This window comes from Rhizobium sp. CC-YZS058, assembly GCF_034720595.1.
In the GTDB taxonomy this organism is placed as follows: domain Bacteria; phylum Pseudomonadota; class Alphaproteobacteria; order Rhizobiales; family Rhizobiaceae; genus Ferranicluibacter.
In genome coordinates this window covers 1,127,920-1,146,641 of record NZ_JAYESJ010000001.1, presented here as the reverse complement: position 1 = coordinate 1,146,641, position 18,722 = coordinate 1,127,920, and the positions used below count along the sequence as shown (strand labels likewise).

General features: G+C 65.8%; 16 protein-coding genes. 6 read left to right on the top strand and 10 right to left on the bottom strand.

The genetic code is table 11. The features are described 5' to 3' along the window. Positions 1–49: 49 nt before the first annotated feature. On the bottom strand, positions 50–421 hold the full coding sequence (locus U8330_RS05530; protein WP_323104134.1) for a GtrA family protein: 372 nt from the start codon (positions 419–421) through the stop codon (positions 50–52). Next, positions 418–1,428, bottom strand: a complete 1,011-nt coding sequence (locus tag U8330_RS05525) for a glycosyltransferase (protein ID WP_323104132.1) — start codon at positions 1,426–1,428, stop codon at positions 418–420. Before U8330_RS05525 ends, U8330_RS05530 begins: the two co-directional genes overlap by 4 nt. Positions 1,429–1,616: 188 nt before the next feature. Between U8330_RS05525 and U8330_RS05520 the strand changes: the two genes are divergently transcribed. Continuing rightward, positions 1,617–3,431 (top strand): hypothetical protein, encoded by a 1,815-nt coding sequence (locus tag U8330_RS05520; RefSeq protein WP_323104131.1) that lies wholly within the window; start codon positions 1,617–1,619, stop codon positions 3,429–3,431. Here U8330_RS05520 and U8330_RS05515 read toward each other — a convergent pair. The 3 genes from U8330_RS05515 to U8330_RS05505 form a co-directional block, all read right to left on the bottom strand. After that, complete coding sequence (locus U8330_RS05515) at positions 3,428–3,820, bottom strand: DUF779 domain-containing protein (protein ID WP_323104130.1); 393 nt, start codon at positions 3,818–3,820, stop codon at positions 3,428–3,430. The two genes, U8330_RS05520 and U8330_RS05515, sit on opposite strands and share 4 nt — an antisense overlap. Before the next feature lie 324 nt (positions 3,821–4,144). After that, positions 4,145–5,653 (bottom strand): aldehyde dehydrogenase, encoded by a 1,509-nt coding sequence (adh, locus tag U8330_RS05510; protein WP_323104129.1) that lies wholly within the window; start codon positions 5,651–5,653, stop codon positions 4,145–4,147. A 184-nt stretch (positions 5,654–5,837) separates the two neighbouring features. Further along, the gene (locus U8330_RS05505) at positions 5,838–6,785 is read right to left on the bottom strand and encodes a helix-turn-helix domain-containing protein (RefSeq protein WP_323104127.1); all 948 of its coding nucleotides are present in this window, start codon (positions 6,783–6,785) and stop codon (positions 5,838–5,840) included. A 230-nt stretch (positions 6,786–7,015) separates the two neighbouring features. Between U8330_RS05505 and U8330_RS05500 the strand changes: the two genes are divergently transcribed. Next, entirely contained in the window at positions 7,016–8,191 is a 1,176-nt protein-coding gene (locus U8330_RS05500) for a benzoate/H(+) symporter BenE family transporter (RefSeq protein WP_323104126.1), read from the top strand. 3 nt (positions 8,192–8,194) lie between these two features. Here the strand turns inward: U8330_RS05500 and U8330_RS05495 are convergent, their stop codons facing one another. Further along, complete coding sequence (locus U8330_RS05495; protein WP_323104124.1) at positions 8,195–10,270, bottom strand: putative bifunctional diguanylate cyclase/phosphodiesterase; 2,076 nt, start codon at positions 10,268–10,270, stop codon at positions 8,195–8,197. Positions 10,271–10,549: 279 nt separating this feature from the next. On the opposite strand from U8330_RS05495, the gene U8330_RS05490 reads away from it, so the two are divergent. The 3 genes from U8330_RS05490 to pth all read left to right on the top strand — a co-directional run bounded on the left by U8330_RS05490 (position 10,550) and on the right by pth (position 14,645). Further along, positions 10,550–11,173: a 50S ribosomal protein L25/general stress protein Ctc gene (locus U8330_RS05490; protein WP_323104123.1), complete on the top strand. Its 624-nt coding sequence runs from the start codon at positions 10,550–10,552 to the stop codon at positions 11,171–11,173. A gap of 194 nt (positions 11,174–11,367) precedes the next feature. Then, complete coding sequence (locus U8330_RS05485) at positions 11,368–13,761, top strand: putative bifunctional diguanylate cyclase/phosphodiesterase (protein ID WP_323104121.1); 2,394 nt, start codon at positions 11,368–11,370, stop codon at positions 13,759–13,761. Positions 13,762–13,913: 152 nt separating this feature from the next. Continuing rightward, positions 13,914–14,645, top strand: a complete 732-nt coding sequence (pth, locus tag U8330_RS05480) for an aminoacyl-tRNA hydrolase (protein ID WP_323104119.1) — start codon at positions 13,914–13,916, stop codon at positions 14,643–14,645. 11 nt (positions 14,646–14,656) lie between these two features. Here the strand turns inward: pth and clpS are convergent, their stop codons facing one another. Further along, positions 14,657–14,962: an ATP-dependent Clp protease adapter ClpS gene (clpS, locus tag U8330_RS05475; RefSeq protein ID WP_323104118.1), complete on the bottom strand. Its 306-nt coding sequence runs from the start codon at positions 14,960–14,962 to the stop codon at positions 14,657–14,659. Between the two features lie 200 nt (positions 14,963–15,162). Between clpS and ychF the strand changes: the two genes are divergently transcribed. Next, complete coding sequence (gene ychF, locus U8330_RS05470; protein ID WP_323104117.1) at positions 15,163–16,266, top strand: redox-regulated ATPase YchF; 1,104 nt, start codon at positions 15,163–15,165, stop codon at positions 16,264–16,266. Between the two features lie 20 nt (positions 16,267–16,286). On the opposite strand, the gene U8330_RS05465 is transcribed toward ychF, so the two are convergent. The 3 genes from U8330_RS05465 to U8330_RS05455 all read right to left on the bottom strand — a co-directional run bounded on the left by U8330_RS05465 (position 16,287) and on the right by U8330_RS05455 (position 18,590). After that, the gene (locus tag U8330_RS05465) at positions 16,287–17,345 is read right to left on the bottom strand and encodes a hypothetical protein (RefSeq protein WP_323104116.1); all 1,059 of its coding nucleotides are present in this window, start codon (positions 17,343–17,345) and stop codon (positions 16,287–16,289) included. A gap of 145 nt (positions 17,346–17,490) precedes the next feature. Then, positions 17,491–18,036 carry an adenine phosphoribosyltransferase gene (locus U8330_RS05460; RefSeq protein WP_323104115.1) on the bottom strand — a complete coding sequence of 182 codons (546 nt, stop codon included), beginning with the start codon at positions 18,034–18,036 and terminating at the stop codon, positions 17,491–17,493. A gap of 137 nt (positions 18,037–18,173) precedes the next feature. Beyond that, a complete protein-coding gene (locus tag U8330_RS05455; protein WP_323104113.1) occupies positions 18,174–18,590 on the bottom strand; it encodes a DUF4168 domain-containing protein in 417 nt (138 codons plus the stop codon). Between the last annotated feature and the right edge of the window lie 132 nt (positions 18,591–18,722).

Genomic DNA, 18,722 nt, shown 5'->3' with positions numbered 1-18,722 from the left:
TCCCCGCACGCTTTGCAACGCTGGCCGGATCTCGTGCCGTCGAGGCGGTCTAGCGCCCGAAGACCAGCTTGGAATAGCCGAAATAGGACAGGAGCGTCGCGGTTGCGGATCCGGCGGCGAGCGCCAGGATCGGCGGCAGCCAGGGCAGGGCCAGGATCAGCAGCGAATAGACGGCGAAATTGACGAGACTCGTTGCCAGTCCAACCCCGCCATAGCGCCCACCCTCGGCCACCAGCGAGCGTCCGCTCGGCGAAAATGTCATGCTGCGGTTCATGAGCCAGGTCACCGTCAGTGCCAAAGCGATCGCCACCATGCGCGCCGGCAGCGGCCCGAGGCTGAGCGCCAGCAAGCCAAGCAGCACGCCGGCATCCACCAGGAAGCCGACGGCCCCGACCAGCAGGAAGCGGATGAAGCGTTTCATGCCGCGTCGGCACTGGGAACCGGTTCCGGCGCAGCAGACAGCGCGGTCACGCGGCGGGTGGGCGCGCGGGCATGCAGGCAGGGCAGCGCCAGATAATGCATGCGCAGCTGCTCCGCCCGGGCGCGCGCCAGCGAATCGAGAATGAGCCCGGCGGTGAAGAGCATGAAGGCGATCATGGTCAGCGCCACGGACAACACCCAGGTCGGCAGGCGCGGCACCAGTCCGGTCTCGAAGAACTCGATGAGGACCGGGATCATGAAGGTAAGGCTCGCCAGCATGAACAGCCCGCTCAGTGTGCCGAAAAAGGCAAAGGGCCGGGTTTCCTTCAACAGAACGGCGAACATGCGCAGGATGCGGGCGCCATCGCGCACGGTGGACAGCTTGGAATGCGAGCCTTCCGGGCGTCGACCGTAATCGAGCGCCAGCTCGGCGACGGTCAGGCGCAGCCGCATGGCATGGACCGACATTTCCGTTTCCGTTTCGAACCCGGGCGAAACGGCCGGGAAGCTCTTGGCGAAACGGCGGGAAAAGGCGCGGTAGCCGGAAAAGATATCGGTGAAATCGCTGCCGAACAGCGCCGTGTAGAGCCTGTTGAACAAGCGGTTGCCGAAGGCATGACCCTGGCGGCCCGCATCGGCCGTGACGCCCCGGCGCGTGCCGACCACCATGTCGGCGCGCTCGGTCAGGAGCGTGCGGATCAGCTCCGGCGCGTCCTCCGGACGGTAGGTGCCGTCGCCATCCGCCATCACATAGATATCGGCCTCGATGTCGGAGAACATGCGGCGGACCACATTGCCCTTGCCCTGCCGGGTCTCCTTGACCACGGTGGCGCCGGCGAGCGCAGCCTTCAGCGCCGTCTCGTCGGTGGAATTGTTGTCGTAGACATAGATGCGCGCCTGCGGCAGCGCCGCCCGAAAGCCCAGCACGACCGGCATGATGGTCGCCGATTCATTGTAGCAGGGAAGCAGGACGGCGATCTCGAGATCGGAGGGCAGGCTGTCGCTCATCGGCAGGATCCATGGCCCGAAAGGGGCCGTATCACCGAGAATGGCCGACCAAGCGTTAAGGTCCGGTTGAAGGGCGCACCGGACCGATGGCCCGTCCTCCAAGCACGAACCGTTTCTTCACCATCCGGCCCTAATGTTTCGGCCGCTGACGGAGCGTTGAGTATTTCCGAAGGACGAGGCGACGACCGATGACGACCTATGAGCCCGATCTCGCCGCCGCGCCCCTGCGGCCCGCCCTCTTCCGCGGTTTGAGCGGTCTCTGGCCGCTTGCCCTGATCGGCACGGCGATTGTGGTCCTGGCCGCGCTCCGCGCCACGATGGGACTGCCCGACTATGTCGGCGCCGACAACGACGACGTGATGCGGCTTGTCGAGGTGCGCGACTGGCTTTCCGGCCAGAGCTGGTTCGATACGGTGCAGCCGCGGCTCGGTCCCGAGGGTGGAACGCTGATGCACTGGTCGCGCCTCGTCGACCTGCCGATCGGCGCGCTGATCCGCCTCTTCTCCCTCGTCCTGTCTCCCGAGGCGGCGGAAGCCGCGGCGCTCGGCCTGTGGCCGATGCTGCTGATCCTGCCCGTGCTGCTTGCCATCGGTCGCGCTTGCCGGTCGATCGGCGGTGCCCCTGTCATGATCATCGGCCTCGTGCTCGGCACGCTGTTGCTCCTCACCAATATCCGCTTCCGGCCCGGCAATATCGACCACCACAATGTGCAGTTCCTGCTGGTGGCGCTGATGGTGATGGGACTGGTCGAAACGGCACGGCCGCGGCTCGGCCACGCCATTTGTGGGCTTGCGGCGGGGCTGGCGATTGCCGTCGGCGCGGAAACGACGCCGCTGGTGGCGATGGTGGGCGCCATCGTGGCCTGCCGGTGGGCCGTTCATGGCGTCGCGATGCGCGACGAGGCCACCGCATTCGGCCTGAGCCTGTCGCTGACCGTCACCGCCGCCTTTTTCGCCACGACGCCGCCCCGCCTCTATTCCGCGGTCACCTGCGACAGTCTCTCGCTCGGCTTTTTCGCGCTTGCCACGGCCGGCGGCAGCCTTCTGGCGCTCTCGGCGCTGACGGCGAGCGCGCGCGCGACCGGATGGCGGCTGGCGACACTAACGGGCGTTGGCGGAGCCCTCGTCGCGCTGGCGCTGCAGATCGCACCGCAGTGTCTGCAGAGCCCCCTGGCCTCGCTCGACCCTCTCCTGAAATCGCTCTGGCTCGCCAATGTCGAGGAGGCCCAGTCGATCGTCGCGATCGCTGAAAAACGGCCCTCCTTCCTCGGCTTCGGCTATGGTGTCGGGCTGCTCGGAACGCTGGTCTGCCTCTGGCGCGCTTGGCACGGCACCCGGCGCGAACTGCATCTGGTGTGTCTGGCACTAGTGCTTCCGGCACTGCTGATCGGCACGGTTCAGGCGCGCGGAACGGTCTTTGCCAGCCTGCTTGCGCTCTATCCGCTTTCGCTCGCCATCATCGACCTGCGTCGCCACGCCCATGGCCCGCCGCGCCGCACCGCCGCCGAGCTCGGTTTCGCGCTGCTCTGCCTCCTGTCCATCCCAAGCGTCTGGGCGCTTGCCACGGCCCTTGTGATGCAGCTTGCCGGCACAGCCGAAGCGGAGGCCGAGACGACGCCCTCCTGCACGACACGCCAAGCCATGGCAGCCCTGGCCGCCGAGCCCGCAGGCGTCGTGGCCGGTGCCTCCAATCTCGGCGCCAGCATCCTGCGCTTCACGCCGCATCGGGCTCTGTCCGCGCCATATCACCGCAACCAGCAAGGCCTGCTGGCCGGCCTGCGCGCCGGAATGGAGCCGCCGGATGCGGCGCGGATCGTTCTGAGGGAAAGCGGCGCGACCCTGCTGGCCTATTGCCCCGGCGATGGCGAGGTCGCCATGCTCTCGTCGCGCTATCCGGCCGGGCTCTATGCCGCGCTGGCGCGTGGGCAGGTGCCCGATTATCTGGAGCCGGTTGCTGGCACGCGCGATGCGCCGCTTCAGCTCTACCGGGTCGTCCGCCCTTAAGCGCGGACCGGGAGGGCGCAGGCCTCGCCGCCGGAAAACAGGCGGGAGCGGGTAAGGAACCGCCGCTCCCGGCCATTGTCGAGCGAAAACATGCCGCCGCGGCCGGGCACCACATCGATGATCAGCTGCGTATGCTTCCAGACCTCGAACTGGCTCGCGCTGATATAGACCGGCGCGCCGCCGATCTCGCCCAGCTTCACGTCATGATCGCCGACAATGTAGTCATCCGCCGGGTAGCACATGGGGGACGAGCCGTCGCAGCATCCGCCGGACTGGTGGAACAGGACCTGCGGATGGTCCGCCTGGATCTCCTTGAGGAAGGCAAGAGCCGCCGGCGTGGCGACCACGCGCGGCAATCCGCCCAGCTCGTCTGCACCCATCTCCGTCATCTCAACCCAATCCCTGACATAAAACCGTTGCAATCCGGCCACGCTGACCGTGAAACCGTTGGCTCAAAGGGCACATTCCCCCCGTTTGATGCAAAGACCCCTAAAATTAGCGATGGCGCGCGCAGGAAAGATCGCGCATGCAGGTCCATCGGTTCTGGAGGATCAGGGGGGATCTGCATGACCTATCGCGCCGAATGCTATATGCTGTGCCTCGCCATGTCGCTCCTTCTCTGGAACGTTCTGGCCTATGGTCTGCTGCGCGGTCTCTGACAGCGCCTTGGCCCCTCCCGCATGGGGCGGGAAGGGCCCACTCTCCACAGCCGCTCAGAAGAAGCCGAGCGCCTTCGGGCTGTAGCTGACCAGCATGTTCTTGGTCTGCTGGTAATGATCAAGCATCATCTTGTGCGTTTCGCGGCCGATGCCCGACTGCTTGTACCCGCCGAAAGCGGCATGGGCCGGATAGGCGTGGTAGCAATTGGTCCAGACGCGGCCGGCCTGGATATTGCGGCCGAACTGGTAGCAGCGGTTCGCATCGCGGCTCCAGACACCGGCACCCAGCCCATAGAGCGTATCGTTGGCGATCGACAGCGCCTCGTCATCATCCTTGAAGGTGGTGACGGACACGACCGGGCCGAAGATTTCCTCCTGAAACACCCGCATGCGGTTGTGCCCCTTGAAGACGGTCGGCTTGACGTAGTAGCCGCCGGAAAGCTCCCCTTCCAGCATGTTGCGCTCGCCGCCGATCAGCACTTCGGCGCCCTCCTGCCGGCCGATATCCAGGTAAGAGAGGATTTTTTCGAGCTGCTCCGATGAAGCCTGGGCGCCGATCATCGTCGACATGTCGAGCGGGTTGCCCTGCTTGATCGCCGCGACGCGCTTGATCGCGCGCTCCATGAAGCGGTCGTAGATCTTCTCATGCACAAGCGCGCGGCTGGGGCAGGTGCAGACCTCGCCCTGGTTGAGCGCGAACATGGCGAAGCCTTCGAGCGCCTTGTCGAAATAGTCGTCATCCTCGTTCATCACATCGGCGAAGAAGATGTTGGGCGACTTGCCGCCGAGCTCCAGCGTGACGGGGATCAGGTTCTGGCTGGCATATTGCATGATCAGCCGGCCGGTCGAGGTTTCGCCGGTGAAGGCCACCTTGTTGATGCGCGGATTGGTGGCGAGCGGCTTGCCGGCCTCCAGCCCGAAGCCGTTGACGATGTTGAGAACGCCAGGTGGCAGCAGATCGCCCACGAGATCGGCCCAGAGCAGGATCGAGGCCGGCGTCTGTTCGGCAGGCTTCAGCACCACGCAGTTCCCCGCGGCCAGCGCCGGCGCCAGCTTCCAGGCGGCCATCAGAAGCGGGAAGTTCCAGGGAATGATCTGACCGACGACGCCGAGCGGCTCGTGGAAATGATAGGCGATCGTGTCGTGGTCGATCTCGCCGATCGAGCCTTCCTGGGCGCGGACGCAGGAGGCGAAATAGCGGAAATGGTCGATGGCGAGCGGCAGGTCGGCGGCCATGGTCTCGCGCAGCGGCTTGCCGTTGTCGAAGGTTTCGGCCCGCGCCAGGAGCTCGATACTGTCCTCCATGCGCTGTGCGATCTTCATGAGGATGTTGGCGCGCTCGGTGGTCGAGGTGCGGCCCCATTTGTCCTTGGCGGCATGGGCGGCATCGAGAGCGGCTTCGACATCGGCGGCTTCCGAACGGGCGATCTGGCAGAGGACGCCGCCGGTGACGGGCGTGGTGTTGTCGAAGGTGCGGCCGCTCAAGGCCTCGCGCCATTCGCCCCCGATATAGTTGCCGTATTTCTGCTTGAACGGGTTCTCGACGATCTTCTGGTGCAACATGATTGGTTTCCTCCTCGAACAGATGGGTTGATCTGTCGAGGGCCATGCTGCGCTGAAACGCGGAAGGGCGACAGGGGATGAGGGGCGCCCGGCGGCCCGACTGTCTCACTTCTGCGACAGCCGCAACGCCCATTCCATGCTGCAGCGCGGCAGTGCGGGCAGGACCGACCAGCCGTTCCCAGGCTCAGTTGATCGAGAGCTTCTTCATCTTGCGGTAGAGCGTGGCGCGGCTGATGCCGAGGCTGTCGGCAGCGGCGGAGACATTGCCTTGCGCACGCGAGAGCACCCGGCGCAGCGCCGCGCGCTCGGCGTCGTGGAGGCTGTCTTCAGCCGCTGCGGCATCCTCCTGCAGAAGATCGGAGGCCGGGATGCCGGCGGCGATGCGTCCGTCATCGAGTCCGAGCACCAGGCGGGCCGTGCGCGTGGCGCCGAGCACGAGGTCGTCGCGGTCGATCGCCAGCAAGGCGGGCGTCGTCTTGCCCTCGGCGGGCACCAGCAGGATGCGATGGCCGGCAAAGGCGCGGCGGAAGAGATTGGCCTCGATCCGCGAGGCCGCGTCCCGCACGGCCTGCGACAGGATGGTCATCGCCATTTCGCCCGCATCCTCGCGGCAGGTGGAAATATCGATCGCCGCCGCGATCCGGCCGCGATGGTCGCGGATCGGCGCGGTGGCGCAGGAAAGCCGGGTATTCTGGCTCAGAAAATGCTGGTCGCGATAGATGACCACAGGGCGTTCATCGGCGATCGCCGTGCCGATGCCGTTGGTGCCGACGGAAGCTTCGCTCCAGACTGTGCCCGACCACAGGCCGACGCCGCGGAAATCCTTGTCGTCGCCCGCCGCCCCGCGCCGTTCCAAGGCAACGCCATTGCCATCGGTCAGCAGCAGGCAGCAGCCGGCACGGCCGAGCGTGGAAAACAGCCGGTCGATCTCGCCGGTCGCCTCTTCGATCAGCGTGCCGCTCGCCTCGCGCGCCAGGCGCAGCTCCGCCTCGCTGAGGCGGATCGGCGAGCGCGCCTCCTCGGGCGAAAGCCCATGGACGGTCAGGCATCGCCGCCACGACGCAGCCACAGGCGAACTGGCAGCGGCCGAGGCATGCAGCGCCACGGCCTGGACATGGTCGGAATGGTTCATCGGCTCTCCTCCCCGAAAGCTGACGGTGACGGGAGTATAAGCGGAAATCGAAAAAGGTCCACTGCGACCTTGGTGCCCCCTCCCCCAAGAGTTCGTGAGGCGCGCGTGAGACGCGTCAGGTTCAAAAAGCGCAAGCGGGGCATGCCGCCTCCCTTCCAGCGGCTGCGGGGCTGGTCTACACCGCGTGCCAGACCATCGTCCCGCCCGCTGACCTGCCTCGTCGAGACCCCATGCTGCGCACTCTCTCCTTCCAAAGCTCCTTCATGGGGCTTCTCGCTGCCTTCGTCGGCTTCGCCAGTTCCTTCGCCGTCGTGCTGCATGGCCTGCGTTCGGTAGGGGCGACGCAGGAACAGGCCGCCTCGGGGCTGATGGCGCTTTCTCTCAGCATGGGCCTTTGTGCGATCGTGCTGACGCTCAGGTTCCGGATGCCGATCAGCATCGCCTGGTCGACGCCGGGCGCGGCGCTGCTGGCGGGCACGGGAGCGATCGAGGGCGGCTTTCCGGCAGCGGTCGGCGGCTTCCTCATGGGCGGGCTTCTGCTGGTCGCGGCCGGGCTGCTGCGCCCCTTTGGCCGGCTTGTCGCGCGTATTCCGGCGCCGCTCGCCAATGCCATGCTGGCCGGCGTGCTGGTCAATCTCTGCTTTGCGCCGGTGCGCGCCGTCGGCCTGGACTGGCGGCTCGGCCTGCCGATCGTGCTCGTCTGGGCGCTGGTCGGGCGGGTCAATCGGCTCCTGGCGGTGCCGGCGGCGCTTATCACCTTCGGGCTGGTCGTGGTCTTCGGCGTCGGCATTCCCGCCGATGCCGGCACCCGACTGATGGCGACCTTGGCGCCCCAGCCGCTGCTCATAGAGCCGGTCTTCACGCTGGCCGGATTCCTTTCGATCGCGCTGCCGCTCTTCGTTGTCACCATGGCCTCGCAGAACATTCCGGGCATTGCCGTCCTGAAGGTCAACGGCTTTACGCCGGAGCCGGGGCCGCTTTTCGCCACGACCGGGATCTTCTCCATGCTCGCTGCCCCGTTCGGCGGCCATGCAGTCAATCTGGCCGCCATCACCGCGGCCATGTGCGCGGGCCCCGATGCCCATGCCGATCCGGCCCGGCGCTACCCGTCCGCCATCATTGCCGGTCTCTTCTACCTGCTGTTCGGCATCTTCGCCGCCACGGTCACGACGCTGGTCGGGCTGGCGCCGCCAATCCTCATCGAGGCCGTGGCCGGCCTGGCGCTGATCGGCGCCTTCGCCACCTCCGCGCTGCACGCCTTCGAAGAGCCGAAGGCCCGGGAAGCGGCCGCGATCACCTTCCTGGTCACGGCCTCCGGCATCAGCTTTGCCGGGGTTTCCGGCGCACTCTGGGGGTTGATCGCCGGCGGCCTCGTTCTGGCGCTTGCCCGCACGAAGCGCGCCTGAACCTCAGGCGGCGGCGATCGCGGCCGCTGCCGCGGCATCGTCGAGCGCTGCCGCCGTCTCGTGCAGCAGCGCGCCGGCATAGGCATGCAGCGGCTGTGGCTTGCCGAACAGATAGCCCTGGACCTGGGCGCAGCCCTCGCGCGCCAGGAAGGCCAGTTGCTCCTCCGTCTCCACGCCTTCCGCGAGAACCGGGATGCCGAGGCTTTCGGCGAGGATCAGCGTCGAGCGGACGATGGCCGCCGATTGCGGGCTGTTCGTCACGCCGGTGATGAAGCTGCGGTCGATCTTGATCTTGTCGAAGGGAAAGTTCTGCAGCGTCGAAAGGGACGAATAGCCGGTGCCGTAATCATCCATGGCGATCGAGACGCCAAGCGCCTTCAGCTGGCGCACGGTCTGCAGCGCATGGGCCTGGTCGGCAATGATCCCGCTTTCGGTGATCTCTAGCTCGAGCTGCGCGCCGGACAGCCCGCTCTCCCGAAGGATCTCCGCCACGCGGGCGGGGAAGGCGCTGTTGGAAAGCTGGGCCGGCGCCACGTTGACGGCGATGCGGATCGGCACGGGCCAGGCGGCCGCCTCGCGGCAGGCCTGGGCGAGCACCCAGTCGCCGATCGGACCGATCAGGCCCGTGCGTTCGGCGATCGGAATGAAATCGCCGGGCGAGACCATGCCGCGCTTGGGATGGCGCCAGCGCAGCAGCACCTCATAGCCCGTATCCTCGCGGCTCGCGCAGCAGTTCTGCCGCTGATAATGCAGCTCGAACTCGCCGCGATCCAAAGCATCCCGCAGATCGATCGACAGGAGCGAACGATCGCGCATCCCGTCCATCGAGGGCTCGTAGAAGCAGACGCTCTGCGTGCCCGTTTCCTTGCCATGGGCGAGCGCCTGGGTCGCCTGTGCGATCAGCTCCTCCGGCTCGCGCGCATCGGCCGGAAACAGTGCGACGCCGAGATTGGCCTCGATCGACAGAAGCGTGGACTCCTGCCAGGCGACCGGCCTGCGGATCTCCTTAAGAAGGCGGGCGGTGAAGCTGCGCGCTTCGCTCTTCAGGAAGAAATCGGTGGTCACGGCCACGAACTCGTCGCCGCCGATCCGCGCCAGGAACTCGCCCTCGCGCAGCGCGGCGGAAAGCCGGGCCGTGAGGCTGCGCAGAACATGATCGCCAGCCGCGCGCCCATGCGCATCGTTGATCTCGCGAAAGCGCGACAGATCGATCGCGACGACCGCGATACGCGCCGTTTCATCGCGGCGGCGCCGCAAGGTCCCGCCAAGGCTTTCCAGCAACGCCGCCCGGTTGGGCAGTCCGGTCAAGGCGTCGTGCAAGGAGAGATGGCGAAACCGCTGCGCCGCCTGTTCGCTCGCCTGCAGGTCGATGAGATAGGTGGAGGCGCCCAGCGCCAGCATCAGCAGCACGACGGTGAGCACCATGGCAAAAAGCACGGCATCCGGCATAATTTCGGCAGAGACCGTCTGCGACGTGTCAGGCGTGATCGACATCGCGCCCATGGCCGTGAAGTGCATCGAGGCGATCGCCAGGATGAAACAGGCTGCGCCGCCATATTTGCAGAAACGATTGACCGGCCGCGCGATGCGGCTGGTGGCGAGGGAAGCAAGGCTCATTCCGAGAACCACGGAGGCCACCACCAGTGTCTGGTCCCAGCTCTTGACGCCGGCCACCTCGAAGGCGGCCATGCCCATATAATGCATGGTGGCGATGCCGGCCCCAATCAGCGCGCCCCCCATCTCGACCAGAAGCGTCGCGGGGCGATAGACCGCCACCGTGAAGCCAACGAGATTGAAGGCGATGGCGACGATCAGCGAGACGAGCGTCAGCGTCGGCTGGTAGGCATGCGCGACCCCGGACTGGAAGGAGAGCATGGCCAGGAAATGAGTGGTCCATACGCTCGACCCGCCGATCAGCGCGGTCAGGAACAGCCAGTTCAGCTGCTGCCCGCCATGAGTGCGCCGGGCGCGGGCGAAGAGCCGCATGGTCAGCACAGCCCCCAGCACGCAGACCGACACTGAAAGCGCGAGCATGAAGGGATTGTGGTCGAAGGCGAGGCAGGACAGAACTGTAAACATGAGACACCTGATGCTGGCGTTCGTCACGCTAGAGGCCAATCGGCACCGATCGGTTAATGCTGCCGGACCGGTGATGCGAAGGGTTAGCAGACGCTGAACATTGTCAGCCAAGTTCGACCGGGCTCCGCAGCTTGCCAAACCGGGCATTCTGCTCTAAGGAGCGCGCGTCCGCACAGACACCCTTGGAGGCGCTGCGGATGGGGCTTTTCCGCCCCTCGTCTTGCATCATTCGGCATGAATGGCGCACGACTGCTTCACAACGAAACGAAAGGCAATGCCATGAGCCAAGCAACGTACGAGCTCAAGGCCGAAACGCGCGAACGGGTTGGTAAGGGGTCCTCCCGTGAACTCCGTCGCAACGGCCTCATTCCTGCTGTCATCTATGGTGACAAGCAGCCCCCGATTTCCATCGCTCTTCCGGTGAAGGAAGTCACGCTGAAGATCCACGCCGGCGGTTTCATGACCACCGTCGCGACGATCGACGTGAACGGCGAGAAGATCCGCGTCCTCCCCAAGGACTACCAGCTGGATCCGGTCCGCGACTTCACCATGCATGTCGACTTCCTGCGCGTGACGAAGAACAGCGTCGTCGACGTCGAAGTCCCGGTTCACTTCATCAATGAAGACCAGGCTCCCGGCATCAAGGAAGGCGGCGTTCTCAACATCGTTCGCCACACGGTCGAACTGACCGTTCCGGCCGACGAGATCCCGGATTCGCTGACGGCCGACCTGGCCGGCCTGAAGGTTGGTGACGGCATCCATATCTCCGACATCACCCTGCCGAAGAACGCCGCCCCGACGATCACCGACCGCGATTTCACCATCGCCACGATCGCCGCTCCGGACGTTCTGACGGAAGAGGAAGACGGCACGGACACGGCTGAAGCCGGCGGCGACGAATAAGTCCTCGCATTCCAGTCCTGCAAGACAAGGCCCGTTCCGCACCCGCGGAGCGGGCCTTTTCATTTGCAACCGTTGTGCCGCCCTGAGGCAGAACGTCAGGAGCCTTTTAAGAAATTCGTGATTTAATATGCAATGAAACACTGTGGTCGCAGCGTTCACTCCTCATGCCGTTTAAATCACGGGAACCGCCCTCCATGCATTCCGTCGAAAATCGCTTCATCGCCATCGTCTGCTGCGCTCTGCTGGTGTTCGTCACCCCGCTCATCACCCTGTTCCTTCTGCTTTCGGCAGAACGGATCTGGCGCGAGCGGGTGCAGAGTGCGGAGGCCCTGATCGAAGCGGGCGCCAAGATGCTGGGCAAGCCGCTCTGGTACCATGACACTGAATCGCTGGGGGACAATGCGCGGGCGCTGGCCGCCGATCGCAATGTGCTGGCAGTGCGGGTCTATGACTGGAATGGAACCCTACGCTTCCAGTTTCCCACCAACCAGCCGGAGATCCAGACCGGCTCCTTCACCCTGCAGAAGCAGATTGTGGCCAATTGGGAACGCAGTGCTGCCGTCGTCGGCCGTATCGAATTGCTGATCAAGCAGCCGGGACTCGTCAGCCGCTTCAGCCGCGATGAATTCAGCATCATCGCCATCCTGCTCCTCGCCGTCGCGATCGTCGTCGCCGCCGCGCTAATCGGCAATCGCATCACCGTGACACGGCCGCTGATGCGGCTGATGGACGCCATCGACGCCACGCGGCTGAAGGGCGACCGCCAGCAGGTGGATTGGGATTCCGGCGACGAGATGGGCGTGCTCGTGCGCAAGTTCAACGAGATGCAGCGGCAGCTGGAGGCGGAGGAGACCGCGCTGCTGCGCGCCCATGAGCGCATCAACGCGATCTACAACACAACCCCCGCCATGCTTTTCTCCGTCGACCGCAACGATCATATCGTTGCGGTATCGGATTACTGGCTGATGGCGACCGGCTTTGCCCGCGCCGACGTGGTCGGCCGTCCCTTCATCGATTTCATCGAGAGCGCTGGCGTCAAGGACTACCTCGACCGGCACGAGCGGCGGCGTGCCGCCGGGATCTGTGCCGTCACCGTTCCCTTCATCCGTGCCGACGGCTCGGTGATGATCGTGCTGATCATGGAAACCGCCGGCGAACAGACCTCGTCCGAAACCGAAACGGCCCTTGCGGTCATGACCGACGTGACAGCCTTGAAGCAGGCGGAAATCGACCGTCATCAGCAGGCGATCACCGACCACCTGACCGGTCTCCTCAACCGCCAGGGTTTCGAAGCCGCGCTCGATCAGTCGATCCTCGATGCCACGGCGCGGTCGGCGGAACTCGCCTGCTTGTTCATCGATCTCGACCGGTTCAAATGGATCAACGACAATTTCGGCCATGCCACCGGCGATGCCGTGCTGCGCAGCGTCGTCGACCGTATCCGCGCGGCGCTGGGCGTGCAGGACCGGGTGGCGCGGCTCGGCGGCGACGAGTTCGCGATCCTGATCGATGCCGCCCGCGTCGAGGAGGCGGCCGGCCGCGCGGCCGCGCGCATTCTCGAAGCCATGGAGCGGCCGTTGCTCATCAATGGTCTCGAACTGACCGTCAGCTGCTCGATCGGCATCGCGCTTTACCCCGCCCATGCCCACAGCGCCTCCGACCTGCTGCTCAAGGCCGACATGGCGATGTATGCCCGCAAGCGCGACGGCAAGAGCGGCTCCCGGCTCTTCGACGTGGCGATGATGGACGCTGCGAGGCAGCGCCGCGACATCGAAGACTGCATCAAGGAGGGCCTGAAGGAGGATTGGTTCGAGGTCTATCTTCAGCCGATCGTCGCCATGGTGGACGGACGGATCGTCGGATTCGAGGCCTTGTTGCGGCTCAATCACCCGCAGAAGGGTCTGCTGGGCCCCGCGGAGATCGTGCGGGTCGCGGAGGAAAACGGGTCGATCCCCGCCATCGGCAATTGCGTGCTGGAAAAGGCCGTTCGGCATCTGGCGCGGATCTCCGCACTCGAAGGGGCGAGCGACACCTATATGGCGCTCAACCTCTCGCCCCTGCAGTTCGAACCCACCTTCCCGCACCGTCTGGCCGTGCTGCTGCTGGAGCACCACATCACGCCGAAGCGCATCGTCATCGAGATCACCGAGGCCGTGCTGATGCTCGACAATCCGGAGGTCCACGGCGTGCTGCGCCAGCTGCACGAATTCGGTTGCCGCATCGCGCTCGACGATTTCGGAACCGGCTATTCCTCGCTCAGCTATCTCAATCGTTTCCCCGTCGATATCGTCAAGATCGACCAGTCCTTCATCCGTTCGCTCAACAGCGAGGCCCCGGAGGGGCGGCGCAAGAGCCGGATGCTGATCAAGGGCATTCGCACCATCGCCAGCCAGATGGGCTGCAGCACCGTGGCGGAAGGCGTGGAAACGGCGCAGGACTGGCACGCCTTGAAGAAGCTCGGCATCCACCATGGCCAGGGCTATCTCTTCAGCCAGCCGCTGGCGATCGAGAACATGATCGAGCTTCTCGAACAGAATACCGAAGCCAAGGAAACGGCCTCGCGCGGCAAGCGGGCGTCGACTGCCTGACGGCGCGCGCACCGGGAAGCATCCGTCCCCCGACACGGCATGCCCGGCACGGCATGCTTGACACGGCATGCTTGACACGGCGGCGCGAACGGGGTCGAAGAGCCCGCCGCCGCGGCACGGGGCTGCGGCCTGGACGATGCGGGAGCGCAACCATGCAGATCTTCGCCGGGCTCGGCAATCCGGGATCATCCTATGCCCGCAACCGCCACAATATCGGCTTCATGGCGCTCGACGCACTCGCCCGTCGCCACAGCTTCTCGCCCTGGTCGAAGAAGTTCAAGGCCGAGATCGCGGAGGGGGATATTGCCGGCGAGCGGGTCCTGCTTCTCAAGCCGCAGACCTTCATGAATCTCTCCGGCGAATCGGTCGGCGAGGCCATGCGTTTCTACAAGGTCCCCGTGGGCGCCGTGCTGGCGATCCATGACGAGCTCGATCTCGCGCCGGGGCGGGCGCGCCTGAAGATCGGCGGCGGAAATGGCGGCCACAACGGGCTGAAATCGATGGACGCCCATTGCGGCAAGGACTATCGCCGACTGCGTCTCGGCATCGGTCACCCGGGCTCCAAGGAGCGCGTCAACGGTCACGTGCTGGGCGATTTCGCAAAAGCCGATCAGTCCTGGCTGGAACCGCTGCTCGACGCCATCGCCGATCATGCCGACATGCTGGTGCGCGGCGAGGACTCGCAGTTCCTGAACAAGCTGGCACTGGCCACCGGCGCCCCGCCGGAACCGGAAACGCCCGCCAAGCTGGCGAAGCCCGCCAAACCGGCTGGCCAGTCGCATATCCGCCAGGCGCGCGGAGCCGGCCCGAAACCCCTGCCCGCCACCGGCCCCATGGCCGACATGCTGAAGAAACTGTTCGGCGCCAAGGACGGCGAGTCGTAAGCGAGGCCGCGCTATTCCTCGGGCTCGGTGGTGAACATCAGCGGAAAGCCGGCCTCCTTGGCGAGATCGATCGCCTCGGCCGCCTTGGTCTCGGCAATGTCGCGCGCGCAGACGACGATGACGCAGGTGCCGAGCTTGTGCGCGGTCATCATCAGCCGATAGCCGGTCTCCTCGGAAAGCGAGAAGACGGCTTTGAGCACGAAGATCACGAAGTCGCGCGGGGTATAATCGTCGTTGACGAGGATGACCTTGTAGAGCTTCGGCCGCTCGAGCTTCGGCTTGGTCACAGTCTTGCGGATGACGTCGAGTTCACTCATCGGATCCTCCCGGTCCCGGGGCCCGTTTCATTCGGCCTTCTTCTAGCCGAAGAGTGCGGGAAGGGAAATGCGCGAAAAGCGTCGTGCGGCGGAGCCGCTGCCGGATGAAGGGCGCCAAGGCTTGACCGGCCGGGGCGTTTCGCCCATAGCGACCGCAACGGCCTTCCGGCCTCCTTGAAAGAACACGACGGAACAGTCTCATGGGCTTCAAATGCGGTATCGTCGGGCTGCCGAATGTCGGCAAGTCCACGCTCTTCAACGCGCTGACGAAGACGGCGGCGGCGCAGGCGGCGAACTACCCCTTCTGCACGATCGAGCCGAACACGGGCGAAGTGGCGGTTCCCGATCCGCGCATGCGCAAGCTGGCAGATATCGCCAAGTCGAAGGAAATCATCCCGACGCGCATCGCCTTCGTCGATATCGCCGGCCTCGTGCGCGGCGCCTCCAAGGGCGAAGGGCTCGGCAACCAGTTCCTCGCCAATATCCGCGAAGTCGATGCGGTGGTGCATGTTCTGCGCTGCTTCGAGGATGACGACATCACCCATGTCGAGGGCAAGATCGACCCGGTCGCCGATGCCGAGACGATCGAGACCGAGCTGATGCTGGCCGATCTGGAAAGCCTGGAGCGCCGCACCGAACAGACCCGCAAGCGCGCGACCGGCAAAGACAAGGATTCGCTGGCCGCCCTGCCGATCATGGATGCCTCGCTGGCGCTGCTCAACGAAGGCAAGCCGGTGCGCACCCTGCTGTCGACGCTCGATGCGGACGGGCTGCGGGTGCTGAAAAGCCTCAACCTGCTCACCTCCCACCCGGTTCTCTATGTCTGCAACGTCGCCGAAGGCGATGCGGTCGAGGGCAACGAACACACCCGCGCCGTCGAGGCCATGGCCAAGGCGCAAGGGGCGGAAACCGTCGTGATTTCCGCCGCCATCGAGGCGGAAGTCGCGCAGCTTCCAGAGGAGGAATCGCGCGAGTTTCTCGAGGCGCTGGGCTTGAGCGAAGCAGGCCTCGACCGCCTGATCCGCGCCGGCTACAAGCTGCTCGACCTCATCACCTATTTCACCGTCGGCCCGAAGGAAACGCGCGCCTGGACGATCGAACGCGGCACCAAGGCGCCGCAGGCGGCCGGCGTCATCCACTCGGATTTCGAGCGCGGCTTCATCCGCGCCAACACCATCGCCTATGACGACTATATCCGCCTCGGCGGCGAAAACGGCGCCAAGGAAGCCGGCAAGGCGCGCGACGAAGGCAAGGAGTACGTCGTCCAGGACGGCGACGTAATCCACTTCCGCTTCAACACCTGAGGAGCGGCCACAACCGGTCCTCACCGCGCCGGCGGCAGCCGCCGGCGCAGCGTCTCCGGCAGAAGATCGAGCAGGAAGCCGCGAAGCCGCGCCCAGAAAAGACCGATCGACAGCACGATCAGCCCGATGGCGATCGCCACCACCCAGAAGCTGGAATAGGGCGTCGTGATCGCGCTCTCGTTCATCAGCACGGCCAGAGCCGCGCCGAGCGAAATCAGGCCGGCGGTGACGAAGGCGCGGCGATCGATCACCAGGCCGATCGCCATGACGAGCAGCACGGCGGTAATGACGAGCGCCGCCGTTTGCGGGTCGTCATCGCTCCACAGGACGCCGAGCGGTCCGGCGACGAGTCCGGTCACGCCATTCAGAAGCACCGGCGCGGCACCCAGATGCAGCCAGAAGGCAGTATCCGACCGACGGGTCCGCCGCTGCGGATCGGACAGGTCGAAGAACAGGGCAACCGCAAAGAGCGCGAGCCCGAGAAGAGTGACCAGCGAGGCAAGCCTCCGGTCGACAAGCAGGGCGAGATCGACCGTCTCCCGCCCGAGCAGCAGCCAGTGACAGGCGATGAAGATCAGCAGGGCGATGCCGTAGAACACGCCGGCGAGGCTGATCGGCGTCTGGTAGCGCCAGTGATAGAGCCCGGCGGCGGCGGTCAGCAGGGCTCCGAAGCCGAGCGTGGGCCAGATCCATTCGTCAAGCGGCAGGAGGGTGATCAGCAGGGCCACGCTCGCCAGCGTGATGACGCTGAGCACGACGGAGGGCAAGGCCAGCCGCTGGCGCTTGACGAAGATCTCCGACAGGAGAATGGCGATCGGCGGAATGGCGAGACTGCTCAAGGCGCCGGCCGCGCCCGCGACGAGGACCAGGATGCCGATCGTGATCAAGATATCGTGGAAGCCACGGACGAAGCGCGGCTGTTCGCTGTCTTCAAGGCGCGCCGCGCCAGCTTCCGGCTCGTCCGCGCCAGGCATGTAGCCGCGCCTCTCCAGGAAGCGCGCGAGTTCGCCGCCCCTGCCCGGCATGACGAGCCCTGCCCGCTCCGCCTCGATCACCAGCTGTCCGAGCCTGCTCTCCATAAGCTCTCCCTTGACGCCGCCATGCCGGAAGCGTTGCGCCCGAACGCGAACATGCCGACCATCTAAAGCATTGGACGCGCCTCGATCAACACCCTCTCGGTGACCTTGACTTGAAGCGGCGGCTCCTCGAGCCGCGGGGAAGGGCTCAGTGCCCGGAAAACTCCACGAGCGTGCGGACCTCGACGCCCAGCGCCTCGATCTTCTTGCGGCCGCCGAGATCGGGCAGGTCGATGACGAAACAGGCGGCGACGATATCGGCGCCCATGCGCTGCAGGAGGCGGCAGGCCGCTTCCGCCGTGCCGCCGGTGGCAATCAGGTCGTCGGAGAGGATGACCTTGTCGCCGGGGACGATCGCATCGCGATGCATCTCCATCTCGTCGACGCCATATTCCAGCGAATAGGCGATGCGCACCGTCTCGTGCGGCAGCTTGCCCTTCTTGCGGATCGGCACGAAGCCGGCGGAAAGCTGGTGGGCCATGGCGCCGCCGAGGATGAAGCCGCGCGCCTCGATGCCGGCGACCTTCTCGATCTTCAGGCCGGCATAGGGGTGGACGAGCTCGTCGATCGTGCGGCGGAAGGCGCGCGGATTGCCGAGCAGCGTCGTGATGTCACGGAAGAGGATTCCCGGTTTCGGATAGTCGGGAATGGTGCGGATGGCGGCGGTGAGGTCCTGCTCAAGCGTCGGTCTCATGAATCGGGCGTGTCCTGATTGCGTCGTCGCCGTTCCATAGCACCGCCGGGGCCCGCCCCCTAGCTCAATCATGCCCGATCCATGAGCGGCGCGCACGAGAGGAGCGGCCGCGCGGGCCGCCCCTCTCCGCCGTCAGACTATTGCGCGGCCGGCGCAGCGCCGCGCAGGTTGTTCTGCACCTTCTGCGCCACGGCCGGATCGGCCTGCGCGGCGGTGATGATCGTCTTGTACTCTTCGAGCGACATGTCCGGCGCCGTCTCCACCGCCTCGATCATCTTCTTGTTCGCCTCGTTCTTCAGCGTCTGGCGCGCGCCCTGGTCCTGCGTCTGGCCGATCCGCGCGCTGTAATCCTGCCGCACCCGATCGACCTTGAGATAGGCGACCGCGAAGGCCTTCAGCTTTTCATCGCTGAGTTTGGACGATGGCTGGGCCGGCGCGGCCGGTGCGCTTCTTTCCGGGATGGCCGCCCCTTGCGCGAAAGCCTGGCCGGCGAGCGGGGTCAGGAGAAGAGCGGCGAAAACCGCGCTGCGGCGGCGTGTGGGTCGGAGGGTCATGGCAGTCCTTTCCGTGTTTCGGGGCGACCGTGTGGCGGCCGCCTTTGCGTTTCTCAGCCCACAGAGACCATGCCGGACGGATCGGGCGAGACTGTGGCCGATGCCTAACCAGAGGCTAGGCCGAGGAACCAA